This window comes from Streptomyces sp. NPDC050388, from assembly GCF_040655635.1.
In the GTDB taxonomy this organism is placed as follows: Bacteria; Actinomycetota; Actinomycetes; order Streptomycetales; family Streptomycetaceae; genus Streptomyces.
In genome coordinates this window covers 70,155-85,377 of the sequence record NZ_JBFAKH010000023.1, presented here as the reverse complement: position 1 = coordinate 85,377, position 15,223 = coordinate 70,155, and the positions used below count along the sequence as shown (strand labels likewise).

General features: G+C 71.5%; 12 protein-coding genes. All 12 read left to right on the top strand.

Annotated features, from left to right (window positions below):
- Positions 1 to 4 precede the first annotated feature (4 nt).
- The 12 genes from thrC (at position 5) to AB0I73_RS15785 (ending at position 15,132) form a co-directional block, all read left to right on the top strand.
- On the top strand, positions 5 to 1,063 hold the full coding sequence (thrC, locus tag AB0I73_RS15840) for a threonine synthase (protein ID WP_109378034.1): 1,059 nt from the start codon (positions 5 to 7) through the stop codon (positions 1,061 to 1,063).
- 419 nt (positions 1,064 to 1,482) lie between these two features.
- A complete protein-coding gene (thrB, locus tag AB0I73_RS15835; RefSeq protein ID WP_363037639.1) occupies positions 1,483 to 2,400 on the top strand; it encodes a homoserine kinase in 918 nt (305 codons plus the stop codon).
- A 401-nt stretch (positions 2,401 to 2,801) separates the two neighbouring features.
- A complete protein-coding gene (gene rho, locus AB0I73_RS15830; RefSeq protein WP_363037637.1) occupies positions 2,802 to 4,835 on the top strand; it encodes a transcription termination factor Rho in 2,034 nt (677 codons plus the stop codon).
- 168 nt (positions 4,836 to 5,003) lie between these two features.
- Positions 5,004 to 6,818 carry a trypsin-like serine protease gene (locus tag AB0I73_RS15825; RefSeq protein WP_363037691.1) on the top strand — a complete coding sequence of 605 codons (1,815 nt, stop codon included), beginning with the start codon at positions 5,004 to 5,006 and terminating at the stop codon, positions 6,816 to 6,818.
- Positions 6,819 to 7,051: 233 nt separating this feature from the next.
- Positions 7,052 to 8,158, top strand: a complete 1,107-nt coding sequence (locus tag AB0I73_RS15820) for an LCP family protein (protein ID WP_363037635.1) — start codon at positions 7,052 to 7,054, stop codon at positions 8,156 to 8,158.
- A 182-nt stretch (positions 8,159 to 8,340) separates the two neighbouring features.
- A complete protein-coding gene (rpmE, locus tag AB0I73_RS15815) occupies positions 8,341 to 8,562 on the top strand; it encodes a 50S ribosomal protein L31 (protein WP_363037633.1) in 222 nt (73 codons plus the stop codon).
- A 110-nt stretch (positions 8,563 to 8,672) separates the two neighbouring features.
- Positions 8,673 to 9,749 (top strand): peptide chain release factor 1, encoded by a 1,077-nt coding sequence (prfA, locus tag AB0I73_RS15810; RefSeq protein ID WP_363037631.1) that lies wholly within the window; start codon positions 8,673 to 8,675, stop codon positions 9,747 to 9,749.
- 69 nt (positions 9,750 to 9,818) lie between these two features.
- A complete protein-coding gene (prmC, locus tag AB0I73_RS15805) occupies positions 9,819 to 10,658 on the top strand; it encodes a peptide chain release factor N(5)-glutamine methyltransferase (protein WP_109378027.1) in 840 nt (279 codons plus the stop codon).
- 55 nt (positions 10,659 to 10,713) lie between these two features.
- Positions 10,714 to 11,361 (top strand): L-threonylcarbamoyladenylate synthase, encoded by a 648-nt coding sequence (locus AB0I73_RS15800; RefSeq protein WP_202277425.1) that lies wholly within the window; start codon positions 10,714 to 10,716, stop codon positions 11,359 to 11,361.
- Positions 11,358 to 12,035, top strand: a complete 678-nt coding sequence (locus tag AB0I73_RS15795; RefSeq protein ID WP_202277424.1) for a protein-tyrosine-phosphatase — start codon at positions 11,358 to 11,360, stop codon at positions 12,033 to 12,035. The genes AB0I73_RS15800 and AB0I73_RS15795 overlap by 4 nt, the downstream gene beginning before the upstream one ends.
- 282 nt (positions 12,036 to 12,317) lie before the next feature.
- Positions 12,318 to 13,562 carry a serine hydroxymethyltransferase gene (gene glyA, locus AB0I73_RS15790; RefSeq protein ID WP_363037628.1) on the top strand — a complete coding sequence of 415 codons (1,245 nt, stop codon included), beginning with the start codon at positions 12,318 to 12,320 and terminating at the stop codon, positions 13,560 to 13,562.
- Positions 13,563 to 13,755: 193 nt separating this feature from the next.
- Entirely contained in the window at positions 13,756 to 15,132 is a 1,377-nt protein-coding gene (locus AB0I73_RS15785) for an MraY family glycosyltransferase (protein ID WP_363037626.1), read from the top strand.
- The last annotated feature ends 91 nt before the right edge of the window (positions 15,133 to 15,223 follow it).

The following is a 15,223-nucleotide window of genomic DNA, read 5'->3' as shown; positions in this document are numbered from 1 at the left end:
AGCAATGACCCACCAGTGGCGCGGAATCATCGAGGAGTACCGGGACCGGCTGCCGGTCGCCGACACCACGCCGGTCGTGACGCTCCGTGAGGGCGGTACGCCGCTCGTGCCCGCGCAGGTGCTCTCCGAGCGCACGGGTTGCGAGGTCCACCTCAAGGTGGAGGGCGCCAACCCGACCGGGTCCTTCAAGGACCGGGGGATGACCATGGCCATCTCCAAGGCCAAGGAGGAGGGTGCGCAGGCCGTCATCTGCGCCTCCACCGGCAACACCTCCGCCTCCGCCGCCGCCTACGGCGTGCGCGCCGGGATGGTCTCCGCGGTGCTCGTGCCGCAGGGCAAGATCGCGCTCGGCAAGATGGGCCAGGCCCTGGTGCACGGGGCGAAGATCCTCCAGGTCGACGGCAACTTCGACGACTGTCTCACCCTCGCCCGCGCGCTCAGCGACAACTACCCCGTGGCGCTGGTCAATTCGGTCAACCCGGTGCGTATCGAGGGTCAGAAGACGGCCGCCTTCGAGATCGTGGACATGCTCGGTGACGCCCCCGACATCCACGTCCTCCCGGTGGGCAACGCGGGTAACATCACCGCCTATTGGAAGGGCTACCGGGAGTACGCCGCCGACGGCGTGGCCACCCGGACCCCGCGCATGTGGGGCTTCCAGGCCTCCGGCAGCGCCCCGATCGTGCGCGGCGAGGTCGTCAAGGACCCGGCGACCATCGCCACCGCCATCCGGATCGGCAACCCGGCCTCGTGGCAGTACGCGCTCGCCGCGCGGGACGAGTCCGGCGGCCTCATCGACGAGGTGACGGACCGTGAGATCCTGCGCGCCTACCGGCTGTTGGCCTCGCAGGAGGGCGTCTTCGTCGAGCCCGCGTCCGCCGCGTCGGTCGCCGGTCTGCTGAAGGCCGCCGAGCAGGGCAAGGTCGACCCGGGGCAGAAGATCGTGTGCACCGTCACCGGCAACGGGCTGAAGGACCCGGACTGGGCCGTCGCCGGCGCCCCGCAACCGGTCACCGTCCCGGTGGACGCCGCCGCGGCCGCCGAACGGCTCGGGCTGGTCTGACAGGGCCGAGGGGGCTGAGGGGCCCGCGCGCCCCCGGCCCCTTCGGCGCCCTCCGCGCCCCGCGGCCGCCGCGTCGGACGGCAGGAAGGGCGTAAGAGGGCGCTTGCCCGGGGAGGTTTCCCACGGGGGGTGCACAGGGGGCTTGCGACACGCATCGTGCGCCTCCCGTGCGCCCTATGTCGACACGGAACCGTCCTTCGATAGGCTGTACTCAACCCACCCGCCGCATATGCCGCGGTACCGCGTCGTCCCCGTGGTCCGGAAGCGACCCCCGAAAGGCGCGGAAGGCGGCCGGCCACCCCGGTCGGCGGCGATCCCCGGGTTTCGTACGCCGTCGAATGTGATTCGACGGTCACCAGCTCAATCGACAGTCGCCCAGTTCCCACGACAGTCACCAGCTCAAGGAGAGTCAACGAGCGATGGCCGGTCCCGCGTTCCGCGCCGCCGCCGTCCGGGTGCGCGTCCCCGCCACCAGCGCCAACCTCGGTCCGGGCTTCGACGCCCTGGGCCTCGCGCTGGGCCTGTACGACGACGTGGTCGTCCGGGTGGCCGACGCCGGGCTGCACATCGACATCGCCGGTGAGGGCGGCGAGACCCTCCCGCGCGACGAGAGGCACCTGCTCGTACGCTCCCTGCGCACCGCCTTCGACCTGCTGGGCGGACAGCCGCGCGGCCTGGAGATCGTCTGCGCCAACCGCATTCCGCACGGCCGGGGCCTGGGCTCCTCCTCGGCCGCCATCTGCGCCGGCATAGTCGCCGCCCGCGCCGTGACCATAGGCGCCGAGGCCAAGCTCGACGACACCGCGCTGCTCGAGCTCGCCACCGAGATCGAGGGCCACCCCGACAACGTCGCCGCCTGCCTGCTGGGCGGCTTCAGCCTCTCCTGGATGGAGGGCGGTGCGGCCCGCGCGATCAGGCTGGAGCCCGCCGAATCCATCGTCCCGGTGGTCTTCGTGCCGGCCAGACCCGTCCTCACCGAGACCGCCCGCGGCCTGCTGCCGCGTACCGTGCCGCACGTCGACGCCGCCACCAACGCGGGCCGTGCCGCCCTGCTCGTCGAGGCTCTGACCAGGCGTCCCGAACTGCTGCTGCCCGCCACCGAGGACCGCCTGCACCAGGACTACCGGGCCCCCGCCATGCCCGAGAGCGCGGCCCTGGTGGAGCGGTTGCGCGCGGACGGCGTCCCCGCGGTGATCTCCGGTGCCGGGCCCACCGTCATGGCGCTGGCCGACGCCGACACCGCCGACAAGGTCGAAGCACTGGCCGGCGCCGACTGGGCCGCCAACCGGCTCCGTCTCGATCTGCAGGGAGCGAGCGTGCTTCCGCTTGCCGCCTGACACACGGTTGCCGGATGAGGAGAGGGGGAATGTTTGTTGGATCCGGTAGTGTTAACCTCAAGTCTGCACCCGACCCCACCACGGCGAGGTGCCTCGTGTCCCCGTTCGGGACAGACATTCTTCCGGGAGCTCCCCAAGCCACACCGTGTTCTCTGCGCCGTACGCGGACAGTGCGTCGCACGCGAACACTGAACGGCCCGCCGAGCACGCTCCGGAACCGGTGCGACCGCGCCACGTGACACTGGATGTCACGGCTCGGCAAGCGCCATCACCAGAAATTTCTCCCGCCGTTCCGGCGGACAACCGCCCCGGCACGGTTCGCACAGTAAGGACCGAAGCCGGACAGCACAACCGGTCGCCGAGCCAGACAGGCCGACGTCCGCTCCAGGGAAGGACCCTTCGTGAGCGACACCACCGATCTGATGGGCGCACGTGTCGAGGAGACCGCTGCCGCGCCCGCCACGGACGCTTCCGCGCCTGCCAGCGGTGCCGGCTCCCGGCGGCGCCGCGGTACCGGCCTCGAAGGCATGGTGCTGGCCGAGCTTCAGCAGGTCGCATCGGGCCTCGGTATCAGGGGCACCGCGCGTATGCGCAAGAGTCAGCTGATCGAGGTCATCAAGGAGGCGCAGGCGGGAGCAGGCGCCGCCGCGCCGAAGAGCGAGGCCCCGGCCGAGGCGGCGGAGGCCAAGCCCAAGCGCCGCGCCACCTCCCGGACCCGTACGGGTGAGACCGCCGAGAAGAAGCAGGCCGCCGCCGAAGACACCGCGGCCCAGCAGCAGATCGACATCCCCGGCCAGACGGCGCCGAAGGCCTCCGCGCCGGCCGAGCAGGCCCCCGCCGCCGAGGCCGCTCCCGTCGAGCGCCGCCGTCGCGTCACCGCCGAGGCGGGCGCTCCGGCCACCGTGTCGGAGAAGACCGCCGTCGAGGCGAAGACCGAGCCGCAGGACGAGACGAAGACCGAGGCCCAGTCGCAGCAGTCGCAGGGCGACGCCAAGTCCGACCACGACGGCCACGACGGCCACGACGGGCGCCGCCGCGACCGCCGTGACCGCGGCCGCAATGACCGGGGCGACCGGGCAGACCGCGGTGACCGTCGCCACAGGGGCGACGACCAGCAGCAGACCCAGGGTGGCCAGAGCGGTCAGGGGCGTCAGCAGAGCCAGCAGCAGGGCGGCCGTCAGGACGACGGTTACGACGACGACGGCGGAGGCCGTCGCGGTCGGCGCGGCCGCTACCGCGACCGTCGCGGCCGGCGCGGGCGCGACGAGGTGCAGGAGCCGCAGATCGCCGAGGACGACGTCCTGATCCCGGTCGCGGGCATCCTCGACATCCTCGACAACTACGCGTTCATCCGGACCTCCGGCTACCTGCCCGGCCCGAACGACGTGTACGTCTCCCTCGCCCAGGTCCGCAAGAACGGCCTGCGCAAGGGCGACCACCTCACCGGCGCGGTGCGTCAGCCCAAGGAGGGCGAGCGCCGCGAGAAGTTCAACGCGCTGGTCCGCCTGGACTCCGTCAACGGCATGGCGCCCGAACACGGCCGCGGCCGCCCGGAGTTCAACAAGCTCACCCCGCTGTACCCGCAGGACCGCCTCCGTCTGGAGACCGACCCCGGTGTCCTCACCACGCGGATCATCGACCTCGTGTCGCCGATCGGCAAGGGCCAGCGCGGTCTGATCGTGGCCCCGCCGAAGACCGGCAAGACCATGATCATGCAGGCGGTCGCCAACGCGATCACGCACAACAACCCCGAGTGCCACCTGATGGTCGTCCTCGTCGACGAGCGTCCGGAAGAGGTCACCGACATGCAGCGGTCGGTGAAGGGCGAGGTCATCTCCTCGACCTTCGACCGTCCGGCCGAGGACCACACCACGGTCGCCGAACTCGCCATCGAGCGCGCCAAGCGCCTGGTGGAGCTGGGTCACGACGTCGTCGTGCTGCTCGACTCGATCACCCGTCTGGGCCGTGCGTACAACCTCGCCGCCCCGGCCTCCGGCCGCATCCTCTCCGGTGGTGTCGACTCGACGGCGCTCTACCCGCCGAAGCGCTTCTTCGGCGCGGCCCGCAACATCGAGGACGGCGGCTCGCTGACCATCCTCGCCACCGCGCTGGTGGACACCGGGTCCCGCATGGACGAGGTGATCTTCGAGGAGTTCAAGGGCACCGGCAACATGGAGCTCAAGCTCGACCGGAAGCTCGCCGACAAGCGCATCTTCCCCGCGGTGGACGTCGACGCGTCCGGTACCCGCAAGGAGGAGATCCTGCTCGGCAGTGACGAGCTGGCCATCGTCTGGAAGCTGCGCCGGGTGCTGCACGCGCTCGACTCGCAGCAGGCGATCGAACTGCTCCTCGACAAGATGAAGCAGACGAAGTCGAACGCCGAGTTCCTGCTGCAGATCCAGAAGACGACGCCGACACCGGGCAACGGCGACTGACGTCGGTCCACCCCACCTCGGCTCCGCCCGGCACAAGGGCCGCTCCCCTCCGAGGGGAGCGGCCCTTTGTATGTACTCGGACAGGTGTACGATCACGCTGTTCCGGGCCGATCTTCACATCGCGACCCGAACTTCCGATCCCGAGGGGGGACTTGCGTGGGTACTTCCATGTCCGGGGGCGGTCGGCACAGACGCCGGGTCAGAATCGCGCTGCCCGTCGCCGCCGCCGGCGTCGCCGCGGCCGTCACCGCCGCACTGCTGACCTCGTCCGCCGGCGCCGCCACCGCACTGCCGCAGCCGCAGCCGACCGCCGCCCCGGCGTTCAGCCCGCCGTCACCGGCCGAGCTGAAGAAGCGCGTCGCCGGCGCGCTCGCCGGTGACGACACCGCCGGCCGGGCGAACCGGTCGTCGCTGAGCAAGAGCACCACCACCGGCACCGGCAGCAGCGGCTCCGTCATCGACGCGAAGATCATCGGTGGCAGCACGACCGCCATCACCTCTGCGCCCTGGATGGCGCAGCTCCACTACTACGACGACCGGGGCACCAGCCGCACGAGCGACGACATCGGCTTCTTCTGCGGTGGTGCCGTCGTGGCCCCGACGAAGATCCTCACCGCCGCGCACTGCGTCAAGGGATACAACTGGAACGCCAACGGCGCCGTCGTCACGGGGACCGCGCAGCTCCCCTCCGCCGACGGAAACCTGCGCGGCGGCACCGTCTCCGGCGTCTGGCGTCAGTGGAACCACCCGTCGTACAACGCGACGACCATCGACAACGACATCGCGGTGCTCACCCTGCCCGGTCCCGTCAAGGCCACCCCGATCCGCATGACCACCTCCGGCGACACCGCCTCCTACGCCGCCGGAAAGAGCGCCAAGGTCTACGGCTGGGGCCGCACCAGCTCCACCAGCCAGGCCGTCTCCGAGACGCTGAAGGCGGCCACGCTGCCCATCCAGTCCGACGCCACGTGCGCCCGCACCTACGGCGCCGACTTCGTCAAGGGCCACATGGTCTGCGCGGGCAAGCCCGCCTCCGGCACCGACAGCGGCACCACCTCCGCCTGCAACGGCGACTCCGGCGGCCCGCTGGTCGTGAACAACCGGATCGTCGGCGTCGTCTCCTGGGGCGTGAGGGACTGCGTCGAGAAGGGCGCCTACAGCGTCTTCGCCAAGGTGAGCAGCTACGTCGGGGCCGCCTACGCGCGCGTCGACGACACCAACATCAGCGGCGACCACCGCGCCGACCTGTGGGTGCGCAAGTCCTCGACGGGGACCGGCTACTCCATGGACTCCAAGGGCTCCTCCTTCGCCGCCCGCGAGTCCTGGGGCAACTGGAAGGGCGTCAACGTCGTCCTGCAGACCGACCTCAACCGGGACGGGTACCAGGACCTGGTGTACCGGCGCAGCAGCGACGGCGCCGTCTACTGGACCCGGTACGTGATCTCCAGCGGCACCTGGTCCACCAAGCGCATCTTCGACAACTGGAAGTCCCGTACCCGCATCGTCGCCCCCGGTGACGTCACCGGCGACTACCTGCCCGACCTGCTGTCCGTGGACTCCGCCGGTGTGCTGTGGATCTACCCGGGCAAGGGCAACGGCACCTTCTCCGCCCGCGTGAAGGTCGGCTCCGGCTGGAACCAGTACAACTCCGTGCGCGGCCACGGCGACTTCAACGGCGACGGGAAGACCGACCTGATCGCCCGCCACAAGAGCACCGGCGCGGTGTACCTGTACCGGGGCACCGGCAAGGCCGGCACCGGTGCCTTCTCCGGCCGGGTCAAGGTCCGCACCTGGAGCAGCAAGACGTACAACGCCTTCGCCACCGTGGGCGACGTCAGCGGCGACGGCAAGGCCGACTTCCTGGCCCGCACCCCCGGCGGCACCCTGTACCTGTACAAGGGCACCGGGAAGGCCACGAGCGGGATCTTCGCCGCCAGGATCTCCGTCGGTACCGGTTTCCAGCAGTACGGCATCTTCGGCTGACGGCGCGGGACACCGCAGGTGAGCGCCGTGCTCACCGCTCCTGAACGGAACACCCGGGCCCGGCCGTGCAACGGCCGGGCCCGGGTGCCGTGCGGCCCCGGGCCGGTCTCTCCCTCCGGCCGGGCGGCGGAACGACGGGTACGGCGGGACGATGGTTGCTGTACGGGGTCGTCATCCGGCCGGGTCCGGCACCGGAGGCAGAGGTGACCGACCGGGCAGGAGCTGAGGAGCGCATGTCCGCGGAGAGCACACCAGGGGCCGACCCACCGGCCCGGAGAAGGCGCCGCACGCCGCACGGCAGGCGGCACAGCGGTCTCAAGGCCATGGCCTGGACCGCCGCGGCCGTCCTCGTCCTGGGCGGCGCCGGCGCCGGATACGTGTACGTCAGACTCAACGGCAACCTCACGAGCATCGACATCGACCGCCTCCTCGGCACCGACCGGCCAGAGAAGGCCGGCAACGGCTCCGAGAACGTCCTCGTCCTCGGTTCCGACAGCCGCTCCGGGGGCAACCGGAAGCTCGGCGGCGGTGCCGACGACGGCGGCGCCCGCTCCGACGCCGCGATGATCGTGCACGTCCACGAGGGGCACCGGAAGGCGTCCGTGGTGTCCGTCCCGCGGGACACCGTCGTCGACCGGCCCGAGTGCACCGACACCGAGGGCGGCACCCACCCCGCCGCGAACGGTGTGATGTTCAATTCCGCGTACGCCACCGGCGGGGCCGCCTGCGTCGTGAAGACCGTCGAGTCGATGACCGACCTGCGCATGGACCACTACCTGGAGGTCGACTTCACCGGTTTCCGGAAAATCGTGGACGAACTGGGCGGCGTCGAGGTCACCACCACCGAGGACATCGACGACCCCGACAGCCACCTCGAGCTGGCGGCAGGCACCCACCGGCTCGACGGCGCACAGGCCCTCGGCCTGGTGCGCACCCGGCACGGCGTCGGCGACGGCTCCGACCTGGGCCGCATCCAGATCCAGCAGGCCTTCCTCAGGGCCCTGGTCCGGCAGGTGAAGGACGTCGGCCTCCTCACCGATCCCAGGAAGCTCTACGACATCGCCGACACGGTCACCAGGACCGTCACCACCGACTCCGGCCTGGGCTCGGTGAACTCCCTGGTCTCCTTCGTCGGCGGCCTGAAGGGCATCGGCCCCGGGGACATGGACATGGTGACCATGCCGGTGCGTTACGACCCCGCCGCCCCCAACCGCGTCCTGCCGTGGAAGGAGAAGGCGCGGCTGGTCTGGGAGGCCCTGAGGAACGACGGGCCGATCCCGCGCTCGGCGACGGCGGACACGGCCACGGGTGGGGCCGAGGGCGTCGTCAGCGCCTCTTGAGCACGCCTCGAGCGATCCTCGGGCTCCGGCGTCGCGAGCCGGACCCGCTCCCGGGAACAAACGACGGCCGCCCCCGGTTTTGGGGGATGGCCCCAGTCCTGGCAGACTGGTACGTCGGCTCCGGTTCACGCTCCCGCATCCCGTGGTGGCGACCCGGCGCCCTCCCCGATCTAGGAGACACCTTGAAGCGCGACATCCACCCCGCGTACGTCGAGACGCAGGTCAGCTGCACCTGCGGCGCGTCGTTCACGACCCGCAGCACCATCGAGTCCGGCGCCGTCCGGGCCGAGGTCTGCTCCGAGTGCCACCCGTTCTACACGGGCAAGCAGAAGATCCTCGACACCGGTGGCCGTGTGGCCCGCTTCGAGGCCCGCTTCGGCAAGGCCTCCGGCTCCAAGAAGTAGCGAGCCACCCATCGCCGGTCCACGGCAGCGCCTCCTTTCGGGGGCGCCCGCCGGGACCGGCGTTTTTGGTCGCCCGCCTTCCCCTTCCCACGCAGTAGCAGGAGCCCAAGATGTTCGAGGCCGTCGAGGAACTCGTCACCGAACACGCCGACCTGGAGACGAAGCTCGCCGACCCGTCGGTCCACGCCGACCAGGCCAACGCGCGCAGGCTGAACAAGCGGTACGCCGAGCTCACCCCGATCGTCGCCACGTACCGCTCCTGGAAGCAGACGGGCGACGACATCGAAGCCGCGCGTGAACTGGCCGCCGACGACCCGGATTTCGCCGCCGAGGTCAAGGACCTGGAACAGCAGCAGGGGGAGCTGACCGAGAAGCTGCGGCTCCTGCTGGTCCCGCGCGACCCCAGCGACGACAAGGACGTCATCCTCGAGGTCAAGGCGGGCGCGGGCGGCGACGAGTCCGCCCTGTTCGCGGGAGACCTGCTGCGCATGTACCTGCGCTACGCCGAGCGCGTCGGCTGGAAGACCGAGATCATCGACGCCACCGAGTCGGAGCTGGGCGGCTACAAGGACGTCCAGGTCGCCGTGAAGACCAAGGGCGGCCAGGGCGCCACCGAGCCCGGACAGGGCGTGTGGGCCCGGCTGAAGTACGAGGGCGGCGTGCACCGCGTGCAGCGGGTGCCGGCCACCGAGTCGCAGGGCCGTATCCACACCTCCGCGGCGGGCGTCCTGGTGACGCCCGAGGCGGAGGAGATCGACGTCGAGATCAACCCGAACGATCTGCGGATCGACGTCTACCGGTCCTCGGGCCCCGGTGGGCAGTCCGTCAACACCACCGACTCCGCCGTGCGCATCACGCACATCCCGACCGGGGTCGTCGCCTCCTGCCAGAACGAGAAGAGCCAGCTGCAGAACAAGGAGCAGGCACTGCGTATCCTGCGCTCCAGGCTGCTCGCGATGGCGCAGGAGGAGGCGGAACGGGAGGCCTCCGACGCCCGTCGCAGCCAGGTCCGCACCGTCGACCGTTCCGAGAAGATCCGTACCTACAACTTCCCGGAGAACCGCATCTCGGACCACCGCGTCGGGTTCAAGGCGTACAACCTGGACCAGGTCCTGGACGGCGACCTGGACGCGGTGATCCAGGCCTGTGTCGACGCGGACTCGGCTGCCAAGCTCGCCGCAGCGTAACTCTCGTAGACAGTCCGGAGGACCAGCGTGCAGCAACCATTTGGGGGGCGCCCCCCGAACCCCCGCAGCGTGCTGCTCACGGAGGTGGCCCAGGCCACCCAGCGGCTCGCCGACGCCGGCGTGCCCTCGCCGCGCACCGACGCGGAGGAGCTCGCCGCGTTCGTGCACGGAGTCAAGCGCGGCGAGCTGCACCAGGTGAAGGACTCCGACTTCGACGCCCGGTACTGGGAGGTCGTCGCCCGCCGCGAGGCGCGCGAACCGCTCCAGCACATCACCGGGCACGCCTACTTCCGCTACCTCGAACTCCAGGTGGGGCCAGGGGTGTTCGTGCCGCGCCCGGAGACCGAGTCGGTCGTCGGATGGGCCATAGACGCGGTACGGGCCATGGACGTCGTCGAGCCGTGCGTCGTCGACCTGTGCACCGGCTCGGGCGCGATCGCGCTCGCACTGGCCCAGGAGGTCCCGCGGTCCCGGGTGTACGCCGTGGAGATGTCCGAGGACGCCCTGGTGTGGACCCGCAAGAACATGGAGGGGTCAAGGGTCGAACTGCGCCAGGGGAACGCCCTGACGGCCTTCCCGGACCTCGACGGCCAGGTCGACCTGGTGATCTCCAACCCGCCGTACATCCCGCTCACCGAATGGGAGTACGTCGCCCCCGAGGCGCGCGACCACGACCCCGAGATGGCGCTGTTCTCCGGCGAGGACGGCCTCGACCTCATCCGCGGCCTGGAACGCACCGCGCACCGGCTGCTGCGACCCGGCGGGGTGGTCGTCGTCGAGCACGCCGACACCCAGGGCGGCCAGGTGCCGTGGATCTTCGCCGAGGACCGCGGCTGGACCGACGCCGCCGACCACCCCGACCTGAACAACCGGCCCCGGTTCGCCACCGCCCGCAAGGCGGTCCCGTGAGCCCCCCGCAGACTTCATCCACCCCCAGCCGCACGTGTACGAGGAGGCCCGCCAGATGGCTCGGCGATACGACACCAACGACGCGACCGATCGCGCGACCGGTCTGCGTGAAGCCGCGTCCGCCGTCCGCCGTGGCGAGCTCGTGGTGCTGCCGACGGACACGGTCTACGGCATCGGCGCGGACGCGTTCACCGGGGAGGCCGTCGCCGACCTCCTGGAGGCCAAGGGACGCGGCCGCAACATGCCCACACCGGTGCTCATCGGCTCGCCGAACACCCTGCACGGCCTGGTCACCGACTTCTCCGAGCAGGCCTGGGAACTGGTCGACGCCTTCTGGCCGGGCGCGCTGACCCTGGTCGCCCGGCACCAGCCGTCCCTCCAGTGGGACCTCGGGGACACCCGGGGCACGGTCGCCGTACGGATGCCGCTGCACCCGGTCGCCATCGAACTGCTCACCGAGGTCGGCCCGATGGCCGTCTCCTCGGCCAACCTGACCGGGCACCCCGCGCCGGAGAACTGCGACGCGGCGCAGGACATGCTCGGCGACTCCGTCTCCGTCTACCTCGACGGCGGGCCCACCCCGGGCATCGTCCCCTCGTCGATCGTCGACGTCACGCGCCCCGTGCCCGTACTGCTGCGCGAAGGCGCCGTCTCCCCGGAGGAGCTGCGCAAAGTGGTACCCGACCTCGAGGTGGCGAATTGACGGCGCCCGAGTCGGGGCGTGGCATAGGCAACGGGGAGAGCGGCGCGGAGGAGACGACCACCTTCGGGTTTCCGCGCGACAGCTTCCGCATCCTCCACGTCAGCACCGGAAACGTCTGCCGTTCGCCCATCACCGAGCGGCTGACCCGGCATTTCGTGAACCAGCGGCTGGGCATCCTGGGCTGCGGCCTGATCGTGGAGAGCGCGGGCACCTGGGGTCACGAGGGCGCGCCGATGGAGACGCACGCGGAGACCGTGCTGGCCGAGTTCGGCGCGGACGCCTCCGGCTTCGTCGGCCGTGAGCTGCTGGACGAGCACGTCATCCGCGCCGACCTGGTCCTGACCGCGACCCGGGACCACCGCGCCCAGGTCATCTCCATGGGCCACTCGGCGGGCCTGCGCACCTTCACCCTGAAGGAGTTCACCCGCCTGGTGAACGCGATCGACCCGGCGACGCTGCCCCCGCTGGACGACGGCCTGGTCATGCGCGCCCGCGCCCTGGTCCGCGCCGCCGCCGCGCTGCGCGGCTGGCTGCTGGCCCCGACCGCCGAGGCGGACGAGGTCTTCGACCCGTACGGGGCACCCCTGCCCCTCTTCCGCTCCATCGGCGACGAGATACACCAGGCCCTGGACCCGGTCGTCACCGCCCTCACCGGCGTCCCGACCCGGGCCTGACCGCTCCGCCCGGATCGCGCGTCCGACCGTGTCCTGCCCGGGGTGCGGGGCCCCTGCCCCGGGCGCCACGGTCCCGGGCCGCTCACACCGCCACCGTGTGGCGGGCCGTCCGGTCGTCCGGGCGGGCTCCGTACGGGCTGTCGGGGCGGGGGTGGCTGCGAGGCGGCCGCCCGCCGCTCTCCGGGTGGCGTCCGGCACCCCGGGAGAGCGCGGCGGCCGGGCGGCCCGGGGGTGGCGGGCCTACATTGGTCGTACGCCGGCGTCGACGTCCGGGAGCCCACCATGACGGTCACCCATGCCCTCGAGGGCGAGTTCGGGGTTCTGCGCCGACAGGACCCCGAGATCGCCGAGATCCTGCTCGGCGAGCGTGAGCGGCAGGCGACCACGCTCCAGCTGATCGCCGCCGAGAACTTCACCTCGCCGGCCGTGCTGGCCGCCCTCGGCTCCCCGCTGGCCAACAAGTACGCCGAGGGGTACCCGGGCGCCCGCCACCACGGCGGCTGCGAGATCGTCGACGTCGCCGAACGCCTCGCCGTGGAGCGTGCCGAGGCGCTGTTCGGCGCCGACCACGCCAACGTCCAGGCGCACTCCGGCTCGTCCGCCGTGCTGGCCGCCTACGCCGCCCTGCTGCGCCCCGGAGACACCGTCCTCGCCCTCGGCCTGCCCCACGGCGGCCACCTCACCCACGGCTCGCCCGCGAACTTCTCCGGCCGCTGGTTCGACTTCATCGGCTACGGCGTGGACGCGGAGAGCGGGCTCATCGACCGCGACCAGGTCCGCACCCTGGCCCGTACGCACCGGCCCAAGGCGATCGTGTGCGGCTCCATCGCCTATCCGCGCCACATCGACCACGCCTTCTTCCGCGAGGTGGCCGACGAGGTCGGCGCCTACCTCATCGCGGACGCCGCGCACCCCATCGGCCTGGTCGCCGGGGGAGCGGCCCCGAACCCGGTCCCGTACGCGGACGTCGTCTGCGCCACCACGCACAAGGTGCTGCGCGGGCCGCGCGGCGGCATGATCCTGTGCGGCGCGGAACTGGCCGAGCGTATCGACCGTGCCGTCTTCCCCTTCACCCAGGGCGGGGCGCAGATGCACACGATCGCCGCCAAGGCGGTCGCGTTCGGGGAGGCGGCCACACCGGCGTTCACCGTGTACGCCCACCGGGTGGTGGCCAACGCGCGGGCACTCGCCGCCGCACTGGCCGACGAGGGACTGATCGTCACCACCGGCGGCACCGACACCCATCTGATCACCGCCGACCCCGCCCCGCTCGGCGTCGCCGGACGCGAGGCCCGCGGCCTGCTGGCGGGGGCCGGGATCGTCCTGGACTGCTGCGCGCTGCCGCACGCCGACGACCGCGGGCTGCGCCTGGGCACCGCGGCGGTGACCACGCAGGGCATGGGGGAGCCGGAGATGGCACTGATCGCGGGCCTGCTGGCGAGCGTCCTCCGGGGCGGCACCGAGCCCGCCCGGGCCCGCGCGGACGTACGGGAACTGACCGCGGCCTTTCCGCCGTATCCCGGCTGAGACGTGTCACCCGGCTCACCCGGCCGGGTTCTCGCGCCCGTATCGGCGCGCATGCGGGGTAGGCGCGCCCGCATGCCGGGCCGACCGCACAGTCACTCGTGCAACCATCGTCGCTACCCGGAAGTCCTCACCCGTATGCGTGCCTCGCTAGGGTGTGGGGCTGTGATGGCCAGCGAGATCTGTGGGGAAGCCCGTGCGTGAATACCTGCTGACGCTCTGCATCACGGCCGCGGTGACGTATCTGCTGACAGGGCCGGTACGGAAGTTCGCGATCGTGGCGGGGGCGATGCCGGAGATCCGGGCACGTGACGTGCACCGGGAACCCACTCCGCGGCTCGGCGGTATCGCCATGTTCTTCGGCCTGTGCGCGGGCCTGCTGGTGGCCAGCCACCTGACGAACCTGAACGAGCTCTTCGAGAGGTCCAACGAACCGCGCGCCCTGCTGTCAGGGGCCGCCTTGATCTGGCTGATCGGTGTGCTGGACGACAAGTTCGAGATCGACGCCCTGATCAAGCTGGGCGGCCAGATGATCGCCGCCGGCGTGATGGTCATGCAGGGTCTGACGATCCTGTGGATCCCGCTGCCGGGTGTCGGCACGGTGGCGCTCACCCAGTGGCAGAGCACGCTCTTCACGGTCGCCCTGGTGGTCATCACCATCAACGCGGTGAACTTCGTCGACGGTCTGGACGGGCTGGCGGCGGGCATGGTGTGCATCGCCGCGTGCGCGTTCTTCCTGTACGCCTACCGCATCTGGTTCGGCTACAACATCGAGGCGGCGGCCCCCGCCACGCTCTTCGCGGCCATCCTCATGGGCATGTGCCTGGGCTTCCTGCCGCACAACATGCATCCCGCGCGGATCTTCATGGGCGACTCCGGCTCCATGCTCATCGGCCTGGTCCTCGCCGCCGGTGCGATCTCCATCACAGGCCAGGTCGACCCGGACGCGCTGAACCTGTACGCGGGTTCGGAGAGGGAGGCCGTGCACCAGACGGTGCCGGTCTACATCCCGCTGCTGCTGCCGCTGACGATCATCGCGGTACCGGCCGCCGACCTGGTCCTGGCCATCGTGCGGCGCACCTGGCGGGGCCAGTCGCCGTTCGCGGCGGACCGGGGCCATCTGCACCACCGTCTGCTGGAGATCGGCCACTCGCACAGCAGGGCGGTGCTGATCATGTACTTCTGGTCGGCGCTGATCGCCTTCGGCGCGCTCGCCTACTCGGTCAACTCGGCGTCCATGTGGATCGTGCTGAGCGTCGTCATCCTGAGCGCCATCGGTCTGCTGCTGCTCCTGCTGCCCCGGTTCACCCCGCGCGCGCCGCGCTGGGCGGAGGCGTTCGTCCCGCCGCGCTACCGCCGCCGCAGGGCCCTGGTGACGCCGGAAGCGCCGGAAGCCTCCGGCGACCCCGCCACGGCGCCGTCACGGGCCGCCGATGCCCCCGACGGCCCCGAGGAGGCCGCTGACGGCCACCGCGCCCCGGTCACCGCCGGCGTCTCGGGCGTCAACGGCGCGACGGCCCTCGGCCACCGCGCACGTCTGGGCGACCGGGGGAAGGCCGGCAGCTCCCGCTGACGGGGCGTCACGACGGGCGTCGGGGCGGGCGGCACGGTCAAGGTAAGAATCCGACTAGAGCATTGCCAAGTCGTGGGGCTGTGATGGGGCG